Source organism: Citrobacter sp. Res13-Sevr-PEB04-36 (assembly GCF_015672735.1).
Lineage (GTDB): Bacteria > Pseudomonadota > Gammaproteobacteria > Enterobacterales > Enterobacteriaceae > Citrobacter.
In genome coordinates, this window is record NZ_JADABY010000055.1 from 17,616 (window position 1) to 39,227 (window position 21,612).

Below are 21,612 nucleotides of genomic sequence, written 5' to 3' on the forward strand. Positions count from 1 at the left end.
TTGCTATATCAGGCCACTCTTTTAGGGTGGCCTTTTTTTATCATCAACGTTACTGTGGCCCTGTCTGCTGCCTGCAAGGGATTCACATGTATCACGACGTCAGCCACCTTCTTTCCCGCCTGATTAACGGTCCCCTCCCGCTGCGGCAGGTATGTTTCGCCAGTACCAACGGTTCAATGCCGGAATTAGCCTATCAGGTTGATTTTCCCCGGCTGGAGATTGTACTGGAAGGGGCACTCGTTGATGCCAGTAGCGGAAGCCGGCTTACTGCTGGCGACGTACTGTACGTCCCGGCAGGTGGCTGGAATCTCCCTCAGTGGCACACGCCGGTCACGACGCTCAGCATCCTGTTCGGCAAACAGCAGTTGGGTTTCAGCGTCGTTCAATGGGATGGCAAGCAGTATCAAAATCTCACCAAACAACACGTTGCACGGCGCGGACCGCGTATCGGCTCCTTCCTGCTGCAAACCCTCCATGAGATGCAGATGCAGCCTCGGGAGCAACAAACAGCCAGGCTGATCGTCGCCAGTTTGTTAAGCCACTGTCGCGATCTACTCGGCAGCCAGATCCAGACCGCATCGCGCAGCCAGGCACTTTTCGAAGCCATTCGCGACTATATTGACGAACGCTACGCCTCGCCACTGACCCGTGAATCCGTCGCCCAGGCGTTTTATATCTCGCCGAATTACCTGTCGCACCTGTTTCAGAAAACGGGCGCTATCGGTTTTAACGAGTACCTGAACCATACGCGACTGGAACACGCCAAGACGCTACTGAAGGGTTACGACCTGAAGGTTAAAGAAGTGGCGCACACCTGTGGGTTTGTCGACAGTAACTACTTCTGTCGCCTGTTTCGTAAGAATACAGAGCGTTCTCCGTCAGAGTATCGTCGGCAATATCACAGCCAGTTAACGGAGAAAAAAACTACTCCAGAATAAGCTGGGTATGCTGCGGAGCTGAAAGTAGTTTACGCACGGCACTCATCACCCGCTGAGGTTCTCGTAAAAAGGCGCTAATTCCCGACCGCACATAGCGACTCTGGGTAAATCGCTCAGCGCCTGCCAGATCAATATCGGTAATCAGCAACACCACATCGGCACGGCTAATATCCTCTTCAGTTAGTCGATTCTCCGTACCGAGCGCCCCCTGAGTTTCAATCTTGATAATCCACTTCTCATGCTGACAGAGCTTTTCCAGTCGCTCAGCCGCCATATAGGTATGCGCCACGCCGCTGACACAAGCGGTCACGGCGACCAGATATCGTACAGATGCGACGGCCATATCAACCTCCCACAGTGACCAGAAATCCGGCGTCTTCCGCCAACTCACGCAACACCGCCACCTCCAGGGCTGACGGGGCGGGTATATCTTTCATCGACCATTGCTGCCCAAGCAGGCGGTATTTTGGCTCGCCATATTGATGAAACGGTAGCAGGTGAACCTGCTTTATGTCTAATGATGCTAATACGGTTAGCGCATGTCGCATGTTCTCCACGCCAAGCGTAAAGCCCGGAATCAACGGCAAACGAGGAATGACATTGATTCCCTCACGCACTAACAGCCGCAAATTCTCCAATACGCGCGGAAGATTCATATTTACGACATCTCTAGCCTGGCGCACATTCATTATTTTCAGATCGAAGAGTACCTCATCGCACATTTTTGCCAGCGGCAAAATGCGACTGACAGGGGCATCTCCCGCCGTTTCAATGGCGCACTGAACACCGTTTCGCCGCAGGCGCTGTAAAAATCGGGTAGCGAAGGGTGCTTGCATCAACACTTCACCACCTGAAAGCGTCACCCCTCCGCCAGAGGTACGAAAGAAAATATCATCCTTCATCACCTCGCGTTCCAGCTCATCCAGCGTGATATCGCGGCCAATACGCTCAAACGCGCCGGAAGGACATTCATCCGCATCGCGCAGACACGGCGCGCAATGCAGGCATTTACTCTCCCGACGTACCGTTTCAATACGTGGCGAAATTGACTCCGGATTGGCGCACCATGGACAGGCATGTGGGCAGCCTTTAAAAAAAACCACCGTACGAATGCCCTGCCCGTCATTTAGCGAATAACGCTGAATGTTGAAAATGCGCGCAACCTCCTCGCCGCGCGGCTCCACAACCTCACAGTTGATGCGCGGTGCGGCGAATGATGTCATCCTGAATCTCCTTTGACAGCTCAACAAAGAAGGCGCTGTATCCCGCCACGCGGACCACCAGCCCGGCGAAGTCCTGCGGGTGCTGCTGCGCTTCCCGCAGCGTATCGGCATTCACTACGTTGAACTGGATGTGTTGCAGCTTGAGCTGGGTAAATGCGCGCAGAAAATCAGCCAGTTTTCGTAAACCCGCCTCACCTTCTAGCGTGGCTGGCGTGAACTTCACGTTCAACAACGTACCATTAGAAAGCAGCGTGTTATCCAGTTTACTTACCGATTTCAGCACCGCCGTCGGTCCCTGCATATCCTGACCCAGCATCGGCGACAAACCACCGTCCGCCAGTTGTTCTCCTGCAAAACGGCCATCCGGCGTTGCCCCCACTACGGAACCCAACGGCACGTGCGCAGAGACGGTATAGGAACCCGGTGTAAACTGACCACCGCGTGGGTTCTGATATCTTTCCACCTCTTTGCAGTAATGACGCAGCAGTTCGGCGCTGATGTTATCCACATCATCAATATCGTTGCCGTATTTTTCGAAGCGGTTGATCAACCTGGCGCGAATTTTCGCACCTTCCGGAGTAGCGAAGTTGCCTTTTAATACCGACAGGAGTTCGTCAAAACGTAAACGCTGTTGCTCAAATACCAGCCCATTAAGCGCATGCAGAGAGTCGCTCAAGTTAGCGATGCCAATACCCTGTACGCCGGAGAAGTTGTAACGCGCGCCACCATCAGTAATATCGCGCCCCTTATCCAGGCAGTCGTTGATAAATGAAGAGAGCAGCGGCACGGGTGCCCAGTCGCGATGCCCGATATCACAAATATTGCTGCCCTCCACCATCAGCGCAATATAGTGGCTGATTTTGGCGCGAATGTGCGCCAGCAAGTTTTCATACGTCAGCGCGCGGTTGCTTTCATTTTCATACAGGCTGATTTCCATCACTTTCAGCAAGTTAAACATGGCAATGTCGTGCAGACCGTAGGTTCTACCGGGAATCGACAGTTCCACACAGCCCACCACCGCGTAATCGCGCGCGTCTTCCAGCGTAACACCACGATTCAGGAACGCCGGCACAACAACTTCATCATTGAAGATTTGCGGAATACCGGTACCAAGACGGATCGTCTCCGCCGTTTTCATCAGGAATGGCGTATCAATCAGCGCATTGGTGCGCACCCCAAGATTCGGCTGCGGCAGCTGCACGCTCTGATAGGCGTCAAGGCAGAGGAACGAGAGCACGTTCACCGCACTGCGCCCACTCTCGGTTAATCCACCCAATAACGCGGTATACCCCGTCGGAAAACCAGCGAAATAGCGGGCGCTGCTGGTGGATCGGAGCAGTACGATGTCGTTGCACTTTACCCACAGCGATTCGAGGAGCTCTTTTAAAAACGCCGGGTCTTCGCCCTGGGTCAACGAGGTCTGGTAGAACGGCAGCATATACTGGTCAAAACGCCCTAGCGAGAGCGAACTGGCGTTGGATTCGTATTGCAGAATAATGTTCATGTACCAGAACAGCTGGCACGCTTGCCAGAAGGTCTGCGGCTTATGTTCGGCGTTGTGGCGAGAGTGAGCGGCAATCGCCAGCAGTTCCTGACGACGCTGCGCATCAGGGCAGCCTGACGCCATTTTCTCCGCAAGCGTAGCATAACGGAGAATGTGCCGTTGCGAGGCTTCAAGCAGCAGCAGTGCAGCCTGATAAAAGTGATTATCCGGATGCTGTGTAGCATGCTGACGCATCTGTGATACCAATTCACCCAGCCCATGATTCAACAGGCGCGGGTAATCAATAATGATATGCCCCTGCCCTTTGTCCGTCTGATTCACGCTAAAAATCTGGGTGCTGACGGCGGCCTTCACCTCATCGGTCATCTGACCGTTGATAAAATCTTTCATAGACCGTTGCTCCCAGTACGGGAACAAGACGTCGCGGTACAGGTGTTTATCTTCATCGCTGATATCAAAACGGTCCTGCGGGCGCGTCGGGAACTGATCCAACTCCTTAAGCAACCAGTACGGATCCATCTCTGGTGACATAATACCCGCACGTGGTTTAACGGTACGGTTCCCGGCAATCAGTTCTTCATCACGAATCGAAATTTCAACGTGCTCAAGGATATAGGCCGTTGCTTTGGCCCGCCGCAGAATAACCGGTTCCCCCTCCGTCTGCTGATGGCTCACAGTGTAAAGCTGTGCGCGTTCAAGTGAAATTTCACGGTTATTCTCGAAGAGAGCAGCTTTCAAACGTTGAATACGAGTGGTCATGAAGAACTCCTGTGGGCAAGCTTGTTGCCGGATGGCGGTGTGAATGCCTTATCGGGCCTACGGGGATTAATATCGTAGGCCCGATAAGCTGCGCCATCGGCGCAGTCTAACGTTACGCGGTTTGCGCCAGATGCGCGCCAATCTTGTTCATGATGGCGTCGGCGCGTTTGACCGCATCGCTGATGTTGACACGAACAATGGTTTTCCCGGCAAAACGCTCCTCAAACTTGATACCGATATCTTTGGTCAAAATGACCATATCAGCATCTGCCACATCTGCCGCAGTCAGCTCATTTTCCAGGCCAATCGAGCCCTGAGTCTCCACCTTTACTTCCCAGCCTTTGGCTTTGGCTGCGCTTTCCAGCGCTTCAGCTGCCATATAGGTGTGCGCAACACCAGAAGGACATGCGGTTACTGCGATAATCTTAGTCATGGCTCATTCCTCACTTAATTCATTTCAAAATCTAAATCCAGGTCGTCTTCTTTCTCATCAACCTGGGACACATTCTTCCGCGCCAGACTTTTCAGTACGTTAACGCACACAGCAGTCACTACAGCACCAATGGCAACTGCCGCGATATAACCCAGTTTTCCTTCCACGACGGGCAGAACAATCAGCCCCCCCCAACCGGCATAACACTGCGCACCAAACAGCGCGGCGGTTACCGTGCCACAGGCTGAGCCGATCATAATGGACGGGATCACGCGCAGTGGGTCAGCTGCAGCAAAAGGAATCGCCCCTTCAGTGACGCCGACGCAGCCCATCACCAGTGCGGCTTTGCCGGCCTCACGCTCTTCAGACGAGAAATTCTTGCGGCCAATCAGCGTTGCCAGCCCTAAACCCAGCGGCGGAACACAGATCCCCACAGCAGCAATCGCGACGACGGTATACACCCCCTGCGCCACGCAGATCAGCATGAAGGCGTAGGCAACTTTATTGATTGGACCACCCATATCGAAGGCCAACATTAAGCCCATTATGACCGCCAGCAGTACAATGCTGCCCTGCTGCATTCCTTGCAGCCATTGCGTCAGGTTGGTGGTTAATGCACCCACCGGCTCACCCAATCCCCACATCATGATGCCTGCGGTAACAAAGGTGCCGACGATGGGAATAACGAAGATAGGCATGACTGAGCGCAATACCTTATGCACAGGAATTTTCTTCAGATAATGGACGACGATACCGCCGATGATCCCGGCGATCAGTGCGCCAAAGAACCCGGCACCAAAGCTATTGCCAACCCAGGCCCCAATCGCACAAGGTGCCAACGCGGAACGCTCGGCAATGGAATAGCCGATATACGCAGCGAGGAACGGCACCATCAGGGTCAACCCGGCAACACCAATATCAAATAACTTTTTGAGATTGGGATCGGTAGCAACATCCGGTACAGCGCCCTTGCCATACAGCATGACGGAGACCGCCAGTAAAATACCGCCTGCTACTACGAAGGGGATCATATGTGAAACACCGGTCATCAGATGCTGACGGGTGTTTTTCAGGATCTGCACCAACTCTTGCATAAGTCGCTCCCGGGCTGGTTGAAGCCCATATCCATAAGGTTGTTGCGGAAAACAATAGGCAATCTGGGGCGGCACAGACAGTGGATAAAAAGGCCATTTACTGGACTTTTGTAATGTCAGTACAAAAATGCGATCCGCCTCATAACTTACGAAATATCGGAAATGTAGGAAGGAACATCGACTTGTGAAGCATCTCTCACTTTGATAGTTACATTACATTTGTCCAGTTTTTGGCAGATTTGTCACATGGCGGGTTCAGGCATTGCCCTTTTATTCTGTAATCAGAAATCGTTACGGGAGAGAGGCTATGGGCCTGATTGTGGAATTTACCTGTGAATTGCCTAATGGCGTACATGCACGCCCGGCAAGCCACGTTGAAAAACTGTGCAACAGCTTTACCTCACACATTGAGTGGCACAACCTGCGCACTGACCGGAAAGGGAACGCCAAAAGCGCGTTAGCGCTGATTGGCACCGACACGCTGGCGGGCGACAACTGCCAGCTACTGATTTCCGGTGCAGATGAACAAGCAGCCCACCAGCGTTTGAGCCAGTGGCTACGCGATGACTTCCCACAATGCGACGCTCCGCTGGCGGAGGCCATAAACAGTGAACTGGAGCCACTTCCGGCATCACTCACTCACCTGAACCCCCAGATTTTCCGTGCCAGAGCGGTTTGCAATGGTAGCGCGGGCGGAATCCTGACACTTCTTTCGTCGCTGGATCTCAACGCACTCGGCGAGCTTCCCACTGCCGGGAATGTGGAAGCTGAGCAATCCGCGCTGGATAACGGCTTAACCCTGCTGGTGAAGAATATTGAATTCCGTTTACTCGACAGCGACGGCACGACCAGTGCGATTCTGGAAGCACACCGCTCGCTGGCGGGTGACACTTCCCTGCGTCAGCACCTGCTGACAGGGGTTTCTCGCGGGTTAAGCTGCGCCCAGGCGATAGTCGAAAGCGCAGGGCACTTCTGCGATGAATTTGCCCGCTCCAGCAGCAGCTATTTACAGGAGCGCGCGCTGGATGTACGCGACGTCTGCTTCCAGCTTTTACAGCAAATTTATGGCGAACAGCGTTTTCCTGCACCGGGAAAACTCACCCAGCCAGCAATCTGCATGGCTGATGAACTCACACCTAGCCAGTTCCTCGAACTGGACAAAATATTTCTCAAGGGTTTGTTGCTTAAGAGTGGCGGCACCACCTCGCACACCGTCATTCTCGCCCGCTCATTCAATATTCCCACACTGGTCGGCGTGGACATTGAGACCCTGGCGCCGTGGCAGCAGCAAACCGTCTACATCGACGGCAATGCAGGCACCATCGTCGTGGCGCCAGATGAATCCATTGCTCGCTATTACCAGCAGGAAGCCCGCGTACAGGACGCCCTGCGCGAGCAACAGCGTATCTGGCTCACCCAGCAGGCACGCACCGCCGATGGCATCCGCATCGAAGTTGCCGCCAACATCGCCCACTCAGTGGAAGCATCGGCGGCATTTGGCAACGGCGCGGAAGGGGTTGGCCTGTTCCGTACAGAAATGCTGTATATGGACCGAACCAGCGCTCCCGGCGAGAACGAACTGTACAATATTTTTTGTCAGGCGCTAGAGTCAGCAAAAGGCCGCAGCATTATTGTTCGTACGATGGATATCGGCGGTGATAAACCCGTTGATTACCTGAATATTCCCGCCGAAGCTAACCCGTTTCTTGGTTATCGCGCCGTGCGTATTTATGAAGAGTACGTCACGCTGTTTACCACACAATTGCGGGCGATCCTCCGCGCTTCAGCGCACGGTAGTCTGAAAATAATGATCCCGATGATCTCCTCCATGGAAGAGATCCTGTGGGTCAAGGAAAAGCTGGCGGAAGCCAAACAGCAGCTACGCAATGAACACATCCCGTTTGATGAGAAGATCCCGCTCGGTATCATGCTGGAAGTCCCCTCGGTGATGTTCATCATCGATCAGTGCTGTGAAGAAATTGATTTCTTTAGCATTGGCAGTAACGATCTGACCCAGTATCTGCTGGCAGTCGATCGTGACAATGCCAAAGTCACCCGTCACTACAACAGCCTGAATCCGGCCTTCCTGCGCGCGCTGGATTACGCGGTACAGGCGGTACATCGTCAGGGCAAGTGGATTGGTTTGTGCGGTGAGCTTGGCGCAAAAGGGTCGGTTCTGCCGCTGCTGGTCGGACTGGGACTGGATGAACTTAGCATGAGCGCGCCGTCAATTCCTGCCGCCAAAGCGCGGATGGCAGAACTCGACAGCCGCGCCTGCCGTCAATTGCTGAACCAGGCGATGGCGTGTCGCACCTCGCTGGAAGTGGAACACCTTCTGGCCCAGTTCCGCATGACTCAACAGGACGCCCCACTGGTTACCGCCCAATGCATCACGCTGGATAGCGACTGGCGCAGCAAAGAAGAGGTTCTCAAAGGGATGACCGACAACCTGCTGCTGGCCAGTCGCTGCCGCTACCCGCGCAAGCTGGAGGCCGATCTGTGGGCGCGCGAGGCGGTCTTTTCCACCGGACTAGGCTTCAGCTTCGCCATTCCGCACAGCAAATCTGAACACATAGAACAATCCACCATTAGCGTGGCACGACTGAAAGCGCCTGTACGCTGGGGTGATGACGAGGCGCAATTCATCATTATGCTAACCCTCAACAAACATGCCGCAGGCGACCAGCACATGCGTATTTTCTCGCGACTGGCCCGCCGCATTATGCACGAAGAATTCCGCAACTCGCTGGTTAACGCCGCTTCCGCCGACGCTATCGCCAGCCTGCTGCAACATGAACTTGAACTGTAAAGGAAAGGTTATGGAACTGTACCTGGATACCGCCAACGTGGCTGAAGTCGAACGTCTGGCACGCATTTTCCCTATTGCCGGTGTCACCACCAACCCGAGCATCGTGGCGGCAAGTAAAGAGTCCATCTGGGATGTACTGCCGCGCCTGCAAAAAGCAATTGGCAAAGACGGCATTTTGTTTGCGCAGACCATGAGTCGTGATGCGCAGGGCATGGTGGCAGAGGCTAAGCGCCTGAGCCACGCTATGCCGGGTATTGTAGTGAAGATCCCGGTCACTGCCGAAGGCCTGGCTGCTATCAAGCAGCTGAAAAAAGAAGGAATTACCACCTTAGGCACCGCCGTGTACAGCGCAGCACAAGGACTGCTGGCCGCGCTGGCTGGGGCAAAATATGTCGCACCTTATGTAAACCGCATTGACGCCCAGGGCGGCGACGGTATCCGCACGGTACAGGAGCTGCAAACATTGCTGGAGCTACATGCGCCAAACAGCATGGTGCTGGCGGCCAGCTTTAAAACGCCACGCCAGGCACTGGATTGCTTACTGGCAGGATGTGAAGCAATCACCCTGCCATTAGACGTAGCGCAACAAATGCTCAATACCCCTGCGGTAGAGTCAGCGATAGATAAGTTTGAACAAGACTGGAACAACGCATTTGGTCGTATCACTCTTTAAGGAGAAAACGTATGGATCGCATTATTCAATCACCGGGTAAATACATCCAGGGTGCCGATGTTATTACTCGTCTTGGCTGCTACCTCAAACCGCTGGCGGAACGCTGGCTGGTTGTTGGAGACAAATTTGTCTTAGGCTTTGCGCAACCCGCCCTGGAAAAAAGCTTCCAGGATGTCGGCCTGGCGCTGGAAATCGCCCCGTTTGGCGGGGAATGTTCACAAAACGAAATCGACCGCCTGCGCGGCGTGGCGGAAAAAGCGCAGTGTGGCGCGGTCCTCGGTATTGGTGGCGGTAAAACGCTGGATACCGCCAAAGCGCTGGCTCACTTTATGGGCGTGCCGGTCGCTATTGCACCGACCATTGCCTCAACTGATGCCCCCTGCAGCGCACTCTCGGTAATTTACACCGATGCAGGTGAGTTCGATCGCTATCTGCTGCTGCCGAACAACCCGGACCGGGTCATTGTGGATACCAAAATTGTCGCGGGGGCACCGGCACGTTTACTCGCTGCGGGTATTGGCGATGCGCTGGCGACCTGGTTTGAAGCCCGTGCCTGTTCACGCAGCGGGGCTACCACCATGGCGGGTGGCCAGTGTACTCAGGCAGCACTAGCGCTGGCCGAGCTGTGCTACAACACGCTGATCGAAGAAGGCGAAAAAGCCATGCTGGCCGCCGAGCAGCACGTGGTGACCCCGGCACTGGAGCGCGTGGTTGAAGCCAACACCTACCTGAGCGGCGTCGGTTTTGAAAGCGGTGGACTGGCAGCGGCGCATGCCATTCACAACGGCCTGACGGCCATCCCGGATGCACATCACTACTATCATGGTGAAAAAGTGGCGTTCGGTACGTTAACGCAGTTAGTGCTGGAAAATGCACCGGTAGAAGAAATTGAAACCGTAGCGGCGCTGTGCCATTCCGTTGGTCTGCCGATTACCCTTGCTCAACTGGACATCAAGCAGGATATTCCAGCCAAAATGCGCATCGTGTCCGAAGCAGCCTGCGCCGAAGGCGAAACCATTCACAACATGCCTGGCGGCGCCACACCAGAGCAGGTATACGCCGCGCTGCTGGTAGCAGACCAGTACGGTCAACGTTTTCTGCAAGAGTGGGAATAATCCCCGCGAACACTTCCGGCATCGCCGGAAGTGTTTCTTTATGTTCGTTTCAACGCACATTGCCAGTATGACGTGTGTGTTTTATAGTGCGCTTTTCCTTCCGAAGAAGCGTGACTATGCAATCATCAGACAGAAGAATGAGCATTTACGCCATTCTGCAGCAAGACAAGAAAGTCGTCGTTAACGAACTCGCCGAAAAGTTTGGCGTCACCAAGATGACCATACGACGCGATCTCTCTTTCTTTGAAAAACAAGGGATTGTCAAAACGACCTATGGCGGTGCTTACCTGACCAGCGGCGCCAGCGTGGAGCCCAGCTTTCAGCTAAAATCAGTACAAATGGTCGATGATAAACACCTGATCGGCCAAAAAGCTGCCGAACTTGTTGAAGATGGCGAGACCATCATCATTGATTGCGGCACAACACTGCTGGCTTTTGCCCAGTTCCTGTTTGATAAAAAAATCATGGTGATTACCAACTCCATTCCGGTGGTAAGTCTGCTGAAAGGAAGACGTGGGATCAAACTGATTGTCGCCCCTGGAGAATATGAAGATGATACCCAGGGCATGATTTCTTCCAGCACGTCTGATTTTTTCAATAATATCCATGCCGATAAAGTCTTTCTCAGCACCCAGGGCATCAACGAGGCGGGTGAAATCACCGTACCTAAACTGTCGGATGCACATGTAAAGCAGGCCTTGCTGCGCGCCGGGCGACAAAAAATTCTGCTGGCGGATAAAAGCAAATTTGGGCAGACATTTCTTGCCGGGCATGGCCGGATTGCTGATTTTGATTTCATCATCAGTCAGAGCGGGATCCCTGAATCTCTTACTGCACAGCTTAACGAACATGTTCAGTTGCTGTTAGCAGATACCCCATCCTGATTTTTTCCTTTGAAGCGCACACAATGTGGTGCGTTTTTGTGCCTCACAAATGTTCTTTTTGTATTTTTATGTGATCAAAAGAACAAAATAGATCATCAATCGATTGACAATCGAACACCTCAGGCGTGGAATACAAAAAACCCTTCCCGCCACGAGGTCTTTATGAACGGATTACTCAGCTTTAAACCCGCCAACAATGATTGCGATTTCGTCAGGATTGCAAAAAAACAGGATCAGATGTTCCACCGAGTGGCGACAATTTGCCCGGAACGCGCGGAAATTATTACCGAGTCCTTTAAACGCTCCGAGGGCAAATCGATTGTCATTCGCCGGGCGCTGGCGATGGCAGATATTCTGGAAAAGATGACCATCTATATCGAACCAGACATGCTAATCGTCGGCAACCAGGCAAGCGCCAACTTCGCCGCGCCGGTGTTCCCGGAATACTCATTCAACTGGGTGATTGACGAGCTGGACCAGTTCGACAAACGCTCTGGCGACAGCTTCCAGGTGGCCGAAGAAACCAAAGCGCGTCTACGCGTACTGCAAGATTACTGGCAGGGAAAAACTCACCAGGATGAAGTGCTGACCAATCTGCCGCAGATGAACCGCCTGGCGGAAAAACAGGGCGTGCTGCACCGCGGCGGAATCAGTATGTCCGGCGACGGTCACATCATTCCTAACCATGACTTCGTGCTGGAAGTCGGCTACGGCGGCATGCGCGATATCGCGAAACAGCATCTGGCTGAAGACAAAGACCTGACCGAAGAGCAGACCGATTTCTACCAGGCCGTCATCATCACCATGGATGCGGCGCTGAATTACTGCAAACGTTTCTCGCTGCTGGCTAAAGAAGAAGCCGCAAAAACCGCCGACGCTAAACGCCGCGGCGAACTGCTGGCGATGAGCGAAATGTTCGCTCACCTGATGGAAAGCAAAGCACAGAATTTCTACGAAGCCGTCGAAACCGTCTATCTGACTCACTTGCTGATGATGATCGAAAGTAACGGTCACTCCTTCTCCTTTGGTCGCTTTGACCAGTACGTCTGGCCGTTCTACGAAGCGGATATCAACTCCGGCAAAATCAGCAAAGAGAAGGCGCTGGAGATCCTGACTCACTTCTTCATCATGACCAACAGCCTGAACAAAGTTCGCCCATGGGGTCACACCCAGTACAGCGGCGGCTACCCACTCTATTCCAACCTGATGGTTGGCGGCATGAAGCCGGACGGTACCGACGGCACCAACGACCTTTCTTATTTATCGCTGGAAGCCATGGCATTGACCGGCCTGCCGGAGCCAAACCTGAGCGTACGCTTCTCTAAAGATACCCCGCATTCACTGATGCAAGACTCCGCAAAACTGATCCGCAAAGGTTTCGGTATGCCGTCTATCTTCTGTGACGAAGTGGTGATCCCGGCAATGATGACCCTCGGTCTGAGCGAAGAAGTCGCGCGTGAATATGCCTCAATGGGCTGCGTGGAAACCGCTATTCCAGGCCGCTGGGGCCATCGCGCCACCGGCATGACCTACGTCAACTTCGGCAAAATTCTTGAGCTGGTGATGAACAACGGCTGCGATCCAGCAACCGGCGTACAACTGGTTAAAGTGAACGGCAAAGAAGGCCGCGAGATTAACTACGAATCCTATGACGAAGTGTGGGCCGCGTGGAACCAACTGCTGGAGTTCTACTCCGATCTGGCGGTGGACTGCGACCTGGTCTGCGACCGCGCGCTGAAATATCACGATGCCGACGCCTTTGCCTCCGCCACCATCAACTGTTCGCTGGAGCGCGGTAAAACGTTGAAAAACGGCGGTGCAGAGTATGACTTCGTCAGCTCCTCCAACATCGGTCCTTCCGTGGTAGGCGACAGCCTGGCCGCCGTGAGAAAACTGGTCTTTGATGATAAAGTCCTGACGCTCAAACAGCTACGCGACGCCATGGACTGCAATTTTGAAGGTCTTGAAGGTGCCCGCGTGCGTAAGCTGTGCCGCAACGCGCCGAAGTTTGGTAACGATATCGACTACGTTGACTACATCGTCGCTGACGTATTCGAGTCCTATCTGAAGCTGCTGCCAAAATACAAAACCGACCGTTATGGCAAAGGTCCGAAGGGCTGTGGATACACCATGTCCACCTCCAACATCACCTCTTACGTACCGAATGGGTTCGACGTTGGCGCGACCCCGGATGGCCGTCTGGCAACCCTGCCGCTGAACGAAGGTGCATCACCGTGCCTTGGCGCTGATAAAGAAGGCCCGACGGCAGTGATCAATTCCATGGCGAAACTGCCAAACCAGAAAATTGCTGGCGGCCAGCTGTTGAATATGAAATTCACGCCAAGCGCGCTGGAAGGTGACGACAACCTGGAGAAATTTACCCACTTCATGGAAGCCAGTCGCGAGAAGAATATCTTCCACAACCAGTTCAACATCATCGACTCGAATATTCTGCGTGCCGCCAAAGAGCGCCCGGAAGATTATCCGAACCTGATGGTCCGCGTGGCTGGTTACTGCGCTCTGTTCTCAACGCTGATGCCGGAAGCGCAGGATGCGATTATTGCCCGTACAGAACTGGCCTGGTAAATATCCCGTCATACTTCAAGTTGCAGATGCGTTGGCTACGCTCGCTCACCCCAGTCACTTACTTTAGTAAGCTCCTGGGGATTAGCTCCCTTGCCGCCTTCCTGCAACTCGAATTATTTAGGGCATATATGGAGGTAACATGAAGACTGGCCTGATTTCCCGTATTCAACGCTACTCGACCAAGGATGGTCCGGGGATACGTAGCACCGTATTTATGCAGCAATGTAATTTACGCTGTCAGTGGTGTGCGAATCCGGAAACCATCAGGCCAGGATTTAATGTGTTCTGGTTTAAAGAACGCTGCCGCCAGTGCGGTACCTGCACCCAGGCCGCAGTCAACAACACCATCACCATGGCGGAGCCGGGTAATGGCGTGAATATCGACCGGAAAAACTGCACTAACCTGCTGGACGTCGTCGATATGTGCCCCTATGACGGCTACGAAAAAGTGGGCAAAGAGATGACTTCCCGCGAGCTGGCCGATCTGCTGTTGCGCGATAAATCGTTTTACGATTCCAGCCACGGCGGCGTCACTTTTTCTGGTGGCGAACCGGCGCTACAGGCCGAATTCGTCAGAGAAACCGCTCTGTTGTTAAAAGAAGCTGGCGTACATGTTTGTCTTGATACCGCAGGACACATCCGTTGGGAGAAACTGCGCCCGTTGATTGAAACGGTCGATTTGGTCTCTTACGACTTTAAAGCCTTTAATGCCGAGACGCATCTCGCCTGCACTGGTGTGGATAACCGCCTGATCCTTGAGAATGCCAAAGCCATCGCGGCAATGGGCACGCCGATGTTTGCCCGTATGGTCATTGTTCCAACGCGCAATGATGACCCGGAAGATATTCGCCAACGCCTCGATTTTATCCGCAAACTTGGCAGTGCCGTGCTGCAGGTCGATATCCTGGAATATCACATCTATGGTGTCGGAAAATATCAAAAGCTTGGTATGCCTTATCTTCTTAACAATATTCCGGCCTGCCAGCGGGAAATTACCGAACAAATAAAACATTACGCCGAAGAGATTGGCCTGAAAGCAACTATTGGCGGCTAAAGGATGAACATGTTGAACTTTATTATTACTGAAACCTACAAAGAAATGAGTGGACTGGCAGCAGAGCGGATTGCTCTTGCGCTAAAGAAAAAGTCAGATTTAGTGATGGCGCTGCCTACTGGCGGAACGCCTGTTGGTCTTCTCGAAGAGATGAGCCGAATGGCCAAAAGCGGCGAGGCTAATTTCGCCAAAGCTAAATCCTTTAATATTGATGAATATATTCCGCTAAAAAAAGATGACCCGCAGAGCTATTATTGGTTTCTCAATCACTACTTTTATCAGCATGCTAATATTTCTGTCGAAAATACCTTTGTCCCGGATATTCTGGCCGATGATTTAACCGCCGAATGCGCACGTTACGAACAAACTATCCAGGCACATGGTGATTTTGATATCACCATCCTCGGTATTGGTCATGACGGGCATATTGGCTTTAACGAACCACACGCTACCCATAGCCCCGTCTGTCACATTATTAATCTTAATGAAGAAACTATCGAAGCCAATGCTCGATTCTTCTCACATAAAGAAGATGTTCCGCAGCAGGCCATTACCCTCGGTATGGGGACTATCCTGAGAAGTAAAGAGATCGTCCTGATTGCTAACGGAAAATCGAAAGCGGCGGTGATGAAGCAACTTCACAACTGCGCGCACATCGATCCGTTGTTCCCGGCGTCGTTCCTGTTGCTACACCCGAATGTAACAGTGATTTGCGATCGCGAGGCAGCATCACTGCTAAATATTTAATGTCCTGAGGCGCTTATGATTATTCAAAGTGAACGGGTATGGCTTTACGGGAGTTTTTTTCCAGCACACATTACCGTTGAGAACGGGAAAATTCACGATATCAACGTCGGATTAATCGCCAACGCTGATTATGATTTTGGCCAACGCTGCATTGTCCCCGGTTTTATTGATATGCATGCACATGGCGGATGGAACTATGATACCAACGAAGATGACGCCGCAGGTCTACGTCGTTGGATCTCACACTTACCGCAGGAAGGCGTCACCGCCTTTTGCCCAACAACGGTGACTGACGATCACCCCATTCTGCTTGCGGCATTACGTAATATTGCAAAGGTGATGCAGCGACCCTCGGCGGGTGCGGAGATCCTCGGCATCCATCTTGAAGGTCCTTTCCTGAACCCTCGATATCGTGGCGCACAGCCGGAGAAGGCAATCCGGCAGACAAGTATTACTGACTTCGCCGCTTATGAACAGGCGGCTGAGGGGCAAATCATCGCCGTCACTCTGGCGCCAGAGATGGACCCCGACCACCAGCTAACCCGCTACTGCAAAAAGAAGAAAATCGTGGTCAGCATGGGACATTCCGATGCTTCATTCGAACAGGCATTAGAAGCGATTGGCAATGGCGCAAGCAGCGTCACCCACGTTTACAACGGTATGGCAAAATATATAAACCGTGAACCCGGTTTACTGGGGGCAGCATGGCGGCTGGACGGGCTGTATGGTGAACTGATCGCCGATGGCATTTTTGTCAGCCTGGTTTCAGCAGCACATTTATTCCATGCCAAAAATGATGATTACATCATTATGATTAGCGACTCAATGAAAGCCAAAGGTGAAGCGTCTGGCCGCTACATGTTTGGCGGCGAACCGATGATTCTCGGTGACGACGGTGCCACCCGACGAGAAAATGGCGTACTGGTAGGGAGCACATTGCAACTCAATCGCGGCCTATACAATATGGTCGAGAGAGCAATGGTGCCATTTAGTTCAGCGTTAAAATCTTGCACGATTAATCCCGCTCGGCTTCTCGGATTGGGCGATCGTAAAGGAAAGATACAGTACGGTTATGATGCCGATATTGTCGTACTGGAAGATAATTACCAGATTAATACTACCTTCTGTAAAGGAGTGATATCCTGGTCAATTAATTAAACAGTATTTAGCATAATTATAATTAAGCCAGCGGCTGTTAAATAACAGCTGCCGGAGGTTATTTATATTTATTTAAATAAATAAGTAATTTTCACTTAAAATTTAAAACGAGACACAGATAACATTAATTAATTAAATATTCACTTAAAAATACCGCACTACACAATAAGACCTACCCACCCAATTTATCTCCCATCGCAAACATTATTTACCAGCCAGCAAAGCTTTTGCTGGATTGATGATTTTTATATGCTTACAGGGAATATTATGAATATTTTAGGATATTTACAAAAAGTGGGCCGTGCATTAATGGTTCCGGTAGCAACCTTACCCGCTGCGGCTATTTTAATGGGCATCGGATATTGGATCGATCCCAATGGCTGGGGGAGCACCAATGCGCTGGCTGCCTTATTCATTCAGTCAGGTTCGGCCATAATCGACAATATGGGCGTACTGTTTGCTGTCGGTGTGGCATATGGGATGTCAAAAGATAAAGACGGTGCAGCAGCACTGACGGGATTTGTTGGCTTTCTGGTACTCACCACCCTCTGTTCACCCGCCGCTGTGGCGATGATCCAACAAATCCCGCTGGATCAGGTCCCTGCCGCCTTTGCCAAAATTAAAAATCAGTTTATTGGCATTATGGTGGGCGTAATCTCCGCCGAACTCTACAACCGCTTTGGCAGCGTCGAATTGCCAAAAGCCCTTTCATTCTTCAGCGGGCGCCGGCTGGTCCCCATCATCACTTCTTTCGTAATGATTGTTGTCGCTTTTATCATGATGTTCATCTGGCCTGTGGTCTTCAGCGGCCTCGTCGGATTTGGCGAACATATCCAAAAACTCGGCTCCATCGGCGCAGGTATTTACGCCCTCTGTAACCGACTCCTGATCCCCGTCGGTTTACACCACGCCCTCAACTCCGTCTTCTGGTTTGATGTCGCCGGAATTAACGATATCCCCAATTTCCTCGGAGGCGCGCAGTCTATTGAGACGGGTAAAGCCGTTATCGGCATCACAGGACGTTATCAGGCCGGTTTCTTCCCGATCATGATGTTTGGTCTGCCAGGGGCTGCACTGGCAATTTATCAGTGTGCGCGCCCGGAAAACAAAGCGAAGGTGTTAGGCATTATGATGGCGGGCGCGTTCGCCTCATTCTTTACCGGCATCACCGAGCCTCTGGAATTCTCTTTTATGTTCGTCGCACCAGTACTTTACGCGATTCACGCGCTGCTGACCGGCATTGCCGTCTTTGTTGCGGCCAGCCTGCACTGGATTGCCGGTTTTGGCTTTAGCGCAGGTCTGGTGGATATGATGCTTTCTTCACGCAACCCACTCGCCGTGCAATGGTACTTACTGATTCCAATGGGCCTGGTATTTTTTGTTCTCTATTACCTGGTATTTCGTTTCACCATCATCAAATTTGAACTGATTACCCCAGGGCGTGAGTTGGCGCTTGCCGGAAGCAACGCCGATGGCCAGGACATCAACATCAGCAGCCCAAAAGATCAGAATGTTAGCGAACTTGCTCGTCAGTACATTGCCGCCATCGGCGGCTCGGAAAACCTGACTGCCATTGATGCCTGCATCACTCGTTTACGTCTGGGAGTCAAAGACTCTTCACTGATCAATGACGCGCTGGCAAAACGTCTAGGCGCAACGGGCGTAATCCGCCTGAATCACACCAGTGTGCAGATAATCGTCGGATTTGCCGCAGAAAAAATCGCCAATGCAATGAAAACCACAGGCTTTGTAGAGGCCGCCAGAGTGGTCACCGTCGCCACTGCCCCCACCCCGGCGAAGCCGCTGATAACAAAATATGCCGGTGTTATCACTGAGCTGGTTGCGCCAGTAAGTGGTGAGATAGTCATGCTCGAGCAGGTGCCGGATGAAGCCTTCGCCAGCAAAGCCGTTGGAGACGGTATGGCTATCCAACCGACAGGTAAAATAGTTGTTTCGCCCGCCGCTGGCACTGTCGTCAAAATCTTCAACTCCAATCATGCTTTCTGCCTGACAACGCGCACTGGTGCGGAAATCATCGTTCATATGGGGCTGGATACCGTTGCACTTAACGGGCAGGGGTTTAGTCGTCTGGTGGAAGAAGGGGCGGAAGTTGTCGCAGGTCAACCGGTACTGGAAATGGATCTCGATTTCCTTAATGCCAACGTTCGCTCAATGCTGAGCCCGATGGTATGCAGCAATATTGAGGATTTCGCAGGTATTCAGTTTAATACGCGAAGCGGAGACGTCGTGGCGGGGCAGACTCTACTGTACACAATCAAAGGGTAAACAAAAAAGTCAGCGACTGCCCGAAAGCAGTCGCTGATCTGATTTGCGATACAGATTACAACAAATCGAAACGGTCCAGATTCATCACTTTCACCCATGCCGCGACAAAGTCTTTCACAAACTTCTCGTGGGCATCACTGCAGGCATACACTTCAGCCACAGCACGCAGGACCGAGTTAGAGCCAAACACCAGGTCAGCGCGGGTTGCCGTGTACTTCACTTCGCCGCTCAGACGGTCGCGACCTTCGAACAACTCCTGTGACTCATCAACCGCTTTCCACTCGTGACGCATATCCAACAGATTGACAAAGAAGTCAGTGCTGAGTACGCCAGGACGATCGGTAAAGACACCATGCTGACTACCATCGAAGTTCGTTCCCAGCACGCGCATACCGCCCACCAGCGCGGTCATTTCCGGCGGGGTTAACGTTAGTTGCTGCGCTTTATCGATCAACAGCGACTCGGTGGTCGAAACCTCAGGACGGGAACGATAATTACGGAAACCATCGGCAATCGGCTTGAGCAGTTCAAACATCTCAATATCGGTCTGATCCTGACGCGCATCCACACGACCCGGCGCAAAAGGTACATTGATGCTGACACCCGCCGCACTTGCCGCCTGCTCTACACCTACAACACCGGCCAGCACGATGATATCGGCCAACGAGGCGGTATGCGCGGATTTATAAATACCTTCCAGCACTGGCAGAACACGGGCTGCCGTCGCATTCACATCCCAGCCGCGCTGTGGATTCAACGCCAGCCGCGCGCCGTTAGCCCCACCGCGTTTGTCACCACCACGGAACGTTGATGCAGAAGCCCACGCCACCGACACCAACTCGCCCACGGAAAGCCCGGAAGCCGCAATTGTCGCCTTCAGGTTAAGGATATCTTCTTCGCTTGGGTTGAAGAACGCGTGCGGCAGCGGATCCTGCCAAATCAGATCTTCCTGCGGGACTTCAGGTCCAATGTAACGTGATTTTGGCCCCATATCCCGGTGCGTCAGTTTAAACCACGCGCGGGCAAAGGCTTCGTTAAACGCCTGCGGATCGTTGAGGAAACGCCGGGAGATCTTCTCGAACTCCGGATCAAAGCGCAGCGTCAGATCGGTTACCAGCATCGTCGGCTTACGTTTTTTCGACGGATCAAACGGATCCGGAATAATTTCAGGAGCATCGACCGCTTCAAACTGGATAGCACCGGCCGGGCTGCGGGTCTGTACCCATTCGTATTTGAACAGGTTCTCGAAGAAATAGTTGCTCCACTGGGTCGGCGTTTGCGTCCAGACCACTTCCAGACCGGAGGTGATATTGTCTGCGCCCACGCCACTGCCGTAGCTGCTGGCCCAACCTAAGCCTTGTGCTTCAATCGGTGCCGATTCTGGATCGGGGCCGACGTGCGATGCAGGGCCTGCACCGTGGGTTTTACCCAACGTATGCCCGCCGCCGATCAGCGCTACGGTTTCTTCGTCGTTCATCCCCATGTTGCCGAAGGTGGCACGAATCGCTGCCGCCGCAGAAAGCGGTTCGCCGCTATGGTCCGGCCCTTCAGGGTTCACATAGATAAGTCCCATCTCGGTCGCACCCAGCGGGGATTTCGCCAGTTCTTCCGGGTGGCGGTGCGTCAACCAGGCTTTTTCGTCGCCCCAGTTCACATCCAGATCCGGTTCCCATACATCTTCACGGCCGGCACCAAAGCCAAAAGTACGGAAGCCGGAGTTTTCCAGCGCCACGTTACCCGCAAGGATAAACAGGTCGGCCCAGGAAATTTTCTGCCCATATTTTTGCTTAACAGGCCACAACAGACGGCGTGCTTTATCAAGGCTCACGTTGTCCGGCCAGGAGTTTAGTGGTGCAAAGCGCTGCTGTCCGCGACCTGCGCCACCGCGTCCATCAATAGAGCGATAGGTCCCTGCACCGTGCCATGCCATACGGATAAATAAACCGGCATACGAGCCCCAGTCAGCGGGCCACCACGGTTGAGATTCGGACAGGAGTGCTCTGAGATCCCCTTTCAGGGCAGAATAGTCGAGTTTGCTAAATTCTTTGCGGTAATTGAAATCTTCACCCAATGGGTTCGAACGGTTGGAGTGTTGATTCAAAAGGTCTACGCGGAGTTGATTCGGCCACCAGTCGCGGTTATTTCTTCCTGCTCCCGCACTGAGATCGTGACCGCCTTGATGGAAAGGACACTTACCGGCAGTTGATGCGTTTTGGCTATCGTCGGACATGCTCATCTATATGCTCCCTTTACAGTGTTCTAGCTACGATATACACCACCAGAGATAAGATATAGTCGAAAAAACCCACAGATTCGATAGCTAAATCCTTTTATATTTTTAGTTACAGA

16 protein-coding genes are annotated in these 21,612 nt (G+C 52.7%); 10 read left to right on the top strand and 6 right to left on the bottom strand.

The genetic code is table 11. The features are described from left to right. Window positions 1-86: 86 nt before the first annotated feature. Complete coding sequence (locus tag IMQ48_RS16115) at window positions 87-938, top strand: AraC family transcriptional regulator (RefSeq protein ID WP_196209828.1); 852 nt, start codon at window positions 87-89, stop codon at window positions 936-938. Here IMQ48_RS16115 and IMQ48_RS16120 read toward each other — a convergent pair. The 5 genes from IMQ48_RS16120 to IMQ48_RS16140 all read right to left on the bottom strand — a co-directional run bounded on the left by IMQ48_RS16120 (window position 925) and on the right by IMQ48_RS16140 (window position 5,951). Next, entirely contained in the window at window positions 925-1,281 is a 357-nt protein-coding gene (locus IMQ48_RS16120; RefSeq protein WP_181517675.1) for a PTS fructose-like transporter subunit IIB, read from the bottom strand. The genes IMQ48_RS16115 and IMQ48_RS16120 overlap by 14 nt on opposite strands. Window position 1,282: 1 nt before the next feature. Beyond that, window positions 1,283-2,161, bottom strand: a complete 879-nt coding sequence (locus tag IMQ48_RS16125) for a [formate-C-acetyltransferase]-activating enzyme (RefSeq protein WP_196209829.1) — start codon at window positions 2,159-2,161, stop codon at window positions 1,283-1,285. Beyond that, entirely contained in the window at window positions 2,127-4,424 is a 2,298-nt protein-coding gene (locus IMQ48_RS16130) for a formate C-acetyltransferase (protein WP_196209830.1), read from the bottom strand. Before IMQ48_RS16130 ends, IMQ48_RS16125 begins: the two co-directional genes overlap by 35 nt. A 112-nt stretch (window positions 4,425-4,536) precedes the next feature. After that, entirely contained in the window at window positions 4,537-4,857 is a 321-nt protein-coding gene (locus IMQ48_RS16135; protein ID WP_196209831.1) for a PTS fructose-like transporter subunit IIB, read from the bottom strand. 14 nt (window positions 4,858-4,871) lie between these two features. Beyond that, entirely contained in the window at window positions 4,872-5,951 is a 1,080-nt protein-coding gene (locus IMQ48_RS16140; protein ID WP_196209832.1) for a PTS fructose transporter subunit EIIC, read from the bottom strand. A gap of 307 nt (window positions 5,952-6,258) precedes the next feature. Here IMQ48_RS16140 and ptsP point away from each other — a divergent pair, with 307 nt between their 5' ends. The 9 genes from ptsP to nagE all read left to right on the top strand — a co-directional run bounded on the left by ptsP (window position 6,259) and on the right by nagE (window position 19,263). After that, window positions 6,259-8,760: a phosphoenolpyruvate--protein phosphotransferase gene (gene ptsP, locus IMQ48_RS16145; RefSeq protein WP_196209833.1), complete on the top strand. Its 2,502-nt coding sequence runs from the start codon at window positions 6,259-6,261 to the stop codon at window positions 8,758-8,760. A 10-nt stretch (window positions 8,761-8,770) separates the two neighbouring features. Further along, window positions 8,771-9,433, top strand: coding sequence for a fructose-6-phosphate aldolase (gene fsa / locus IMQ48_RS16150; RefSeq protein WP_196209834.1), 663 nt, complete (start codon window positions 8,771-8,773; stop codon window positions 9,431-9,433). Window positions 9,434-9,444: 11 nt separating this feature from the next. Then, a complete protein-coding gene (locus tag IMQ48_RS16155; protein ID WP_196209835.1) occupies window positions 9,445-10,548 on the top strand; it encodes a glycerol dehydrogenase in 1,104 nt (367 codons plus the stop codon). Window positions 10,549-10,685: 137 nt separating this feature from the next. Beyond that, the gene (locus IMQ48_RS16160) at window positions 10,686-11,432 is read left to right on the top strand and encodes a DeoR/GlpR family DNA-binding transcription regulator (RefSeq protein ID WP_196209896.1); all 747 of its coding nucleotides are present in this window, start codon (window positions 10,686-10,688) and stop codon (window positions 11,430-11,432) included. 162 nt (window positions 11,433-11,594) lie between these two features. Further along, complete coding sequence (locus IMQ48_RS16165; protein WP_196209836.1) at window positions 11,595-14,018, top strand: formate C-acetyltransferase/glycerol dehydratase family glycyl radical enzyme; 2,424 nt, start codon at window positions 11,595-11,597, stop codon at window positions 14,016-14,018. A 139-nt stretch (window positions 14,019-14,157) separates the two neighbouring features. Next, window positions 14,158-15,072, top strand: a complete 915-nt coding sequence (locus IMQ48_RS16170) for a glycyl-radical enzyme activating protein (protein WP_196209837.1) — start codon at window positions 14,158-14,160, stop codon at window positions 15,070-15,072. Between the two features lie 9 nt (window positions 15,073-15,081). Next, window positions 15,082-15,819 (top strand): glucosamine-6-phosphate deaminase, encoded by a 738-nt coding sequence (gene nagB, locus IMQ48_RS16175; protein WP_196209838.1) that lies wholly within the window; start codon window positions 15,082-15,084, stop codon window positions 15,817-15,819. Between the two features lie 15 nt (window positions 15,820-15,834). Next, complete coding sequence (nagA, locus tag IMQ48_RS16180) at window positions 15,835-16,977, top strand: N-acetylglucosamine-6-phosphate deacetylase (protein ID WP_196209839.1); 1,143 nt, start codon at window positions 15,835-15,837, stop codon at window positions 16,975-16,977. A gap of 267 nt (window positions 16,978-17,244) precedes the next feature. Continuing rightward, window positions 17,245-19,263, top strand: coding sequence for an N-acetylglucosamine-specific PTS transporter subunit IIBC (nagE, locus tag IMQ48_RS16185; protein WP_196209840.1), 2,019 nt, complete (start codon window positions 17,245-17,247; stop codon window positions 19,261-19,263). Window positions 19,264-19,318: 55 nt separating this feature from the next. Here nagE and katG read toward each other — a convergent pair whose 3' ends face one another. Continuing rightward, window positions 19,319-21,499 (bottom strand): catalase/peroxidase HPI, encoded by a 2,181-nt coding sequence (katG, locus tag IMQ48_RS16190; protein ID WP_196209841.1) that lies wholly within the window; start codon window positions 21,497-21,499, stop codon window positions 19,319-19,321. Between the last annotated feature and the right edge of the window lie 113 nt (window positions 21,500-21,612).

Coding starts and splice junctions, on each gene's coding strand:
- IMQ48_RS16115 (WP_196209828.1), top strand. CDS start 87: ATGTATCACGACGTCAGCCACCTTCTTTCCCGCCTGATTAACGGTCCC.
- IMQ48_RS16120 (WP_181517675.1), bottom strand. CDS start 1,281: ATGGCCGTCGCATCTGTACGATATCTGGTCGCCGTGACCGCTTGTGTC.
- IMQ48_RS16125 (WP_196209829.1), bottom strand. CDS start 2,161: ATGACATCATTCGCCGCACCGCGCATCAACTGTGAGGTTGTGGAGCCG.
- IMQ48_RS16130 (WP_196209830.1), bottom strand. CDS start 4,424: ATGACCACTCGTATTCAACGTTTGAAAGCTGCTCTCTTCGAGAATAAC.
- IMQ48_RS16135 (WP_196209831.1), bottom strand. CDS start 4,857: ATGACTAAGATTATCGCAGTAACCGCATGTCCTTCTGGTGTTGCGCAC.
- IMQ48_RS16140 (WP_196209832.1), bottom strand. CDS start 5,951: ATGCAAGAGTTGGTGCAGATCCTGAAAAACACCCGTCAGCATCTGATG.
- ptsP (WP_196209833.1), top strand. CDS start 6,259: ATGGGCCTGATTGTGGAATTTACCTGTGAATTGCCTAATGGCGTACAT.
- fsa (WP_196209834.1), top strand. CDS start 8,771: ATGGAACTGTACCTGGATACCGCCAACGTGGCTGAAGTCGAACGTCTG.
- IMQ48_RS16155 (WP_196209835.1), top strand. CDS start 9,445: ATGGATCGCATTATTCAATCACCGGGTAAATACATCCAGGGTGCCGAT.
- IMQ48_RS16160 (WP_196209896.1), top strand. CDS start 10,686: ATGAGCATTTACGCCATTCTGCAGCAAGACAAGAAAGTCGTCGTTAAC.
- IMQ48_RS16165 (WP_196209836.1), top strand. CDS start 11,595: ATGAACGGATTACTCAGCTTTAAACCCGCCAACAATGATTGCGATTTC.
- IMQ48_RS16170 (WP_196209837.1), top strand. CDS start 14,158: ATGAAGACTGGCCTGATTTCCCGTATTCAACGCTACTCGACCAAGGAT.
- nagB (WP_196209838.1), top strand. CDS start 15,082: ATGTTGAACTTTATTATTACTGAAACCTACAAAGAAATGAGTGGACTG.
- nagA (WP_196209839.1), top strand. CDS start 15,835: ATGATTATTCAAAGTGAACGGGTATGGCTTTACGGGAGTTTTTTTCCA.
- nagE (WP_196209840.1), top strand. CDS start 17,245: ATGAATATTTTAGGATATTTACAAAAAGTGGGCCGTGCATTAATGGTT.
- katG (WP_196209841.1), bottom strand. CDS start 21,499: ATGAGCATGTCCGACGATAGCCAAAACGCATCAACTGCCGGTAAGTGT.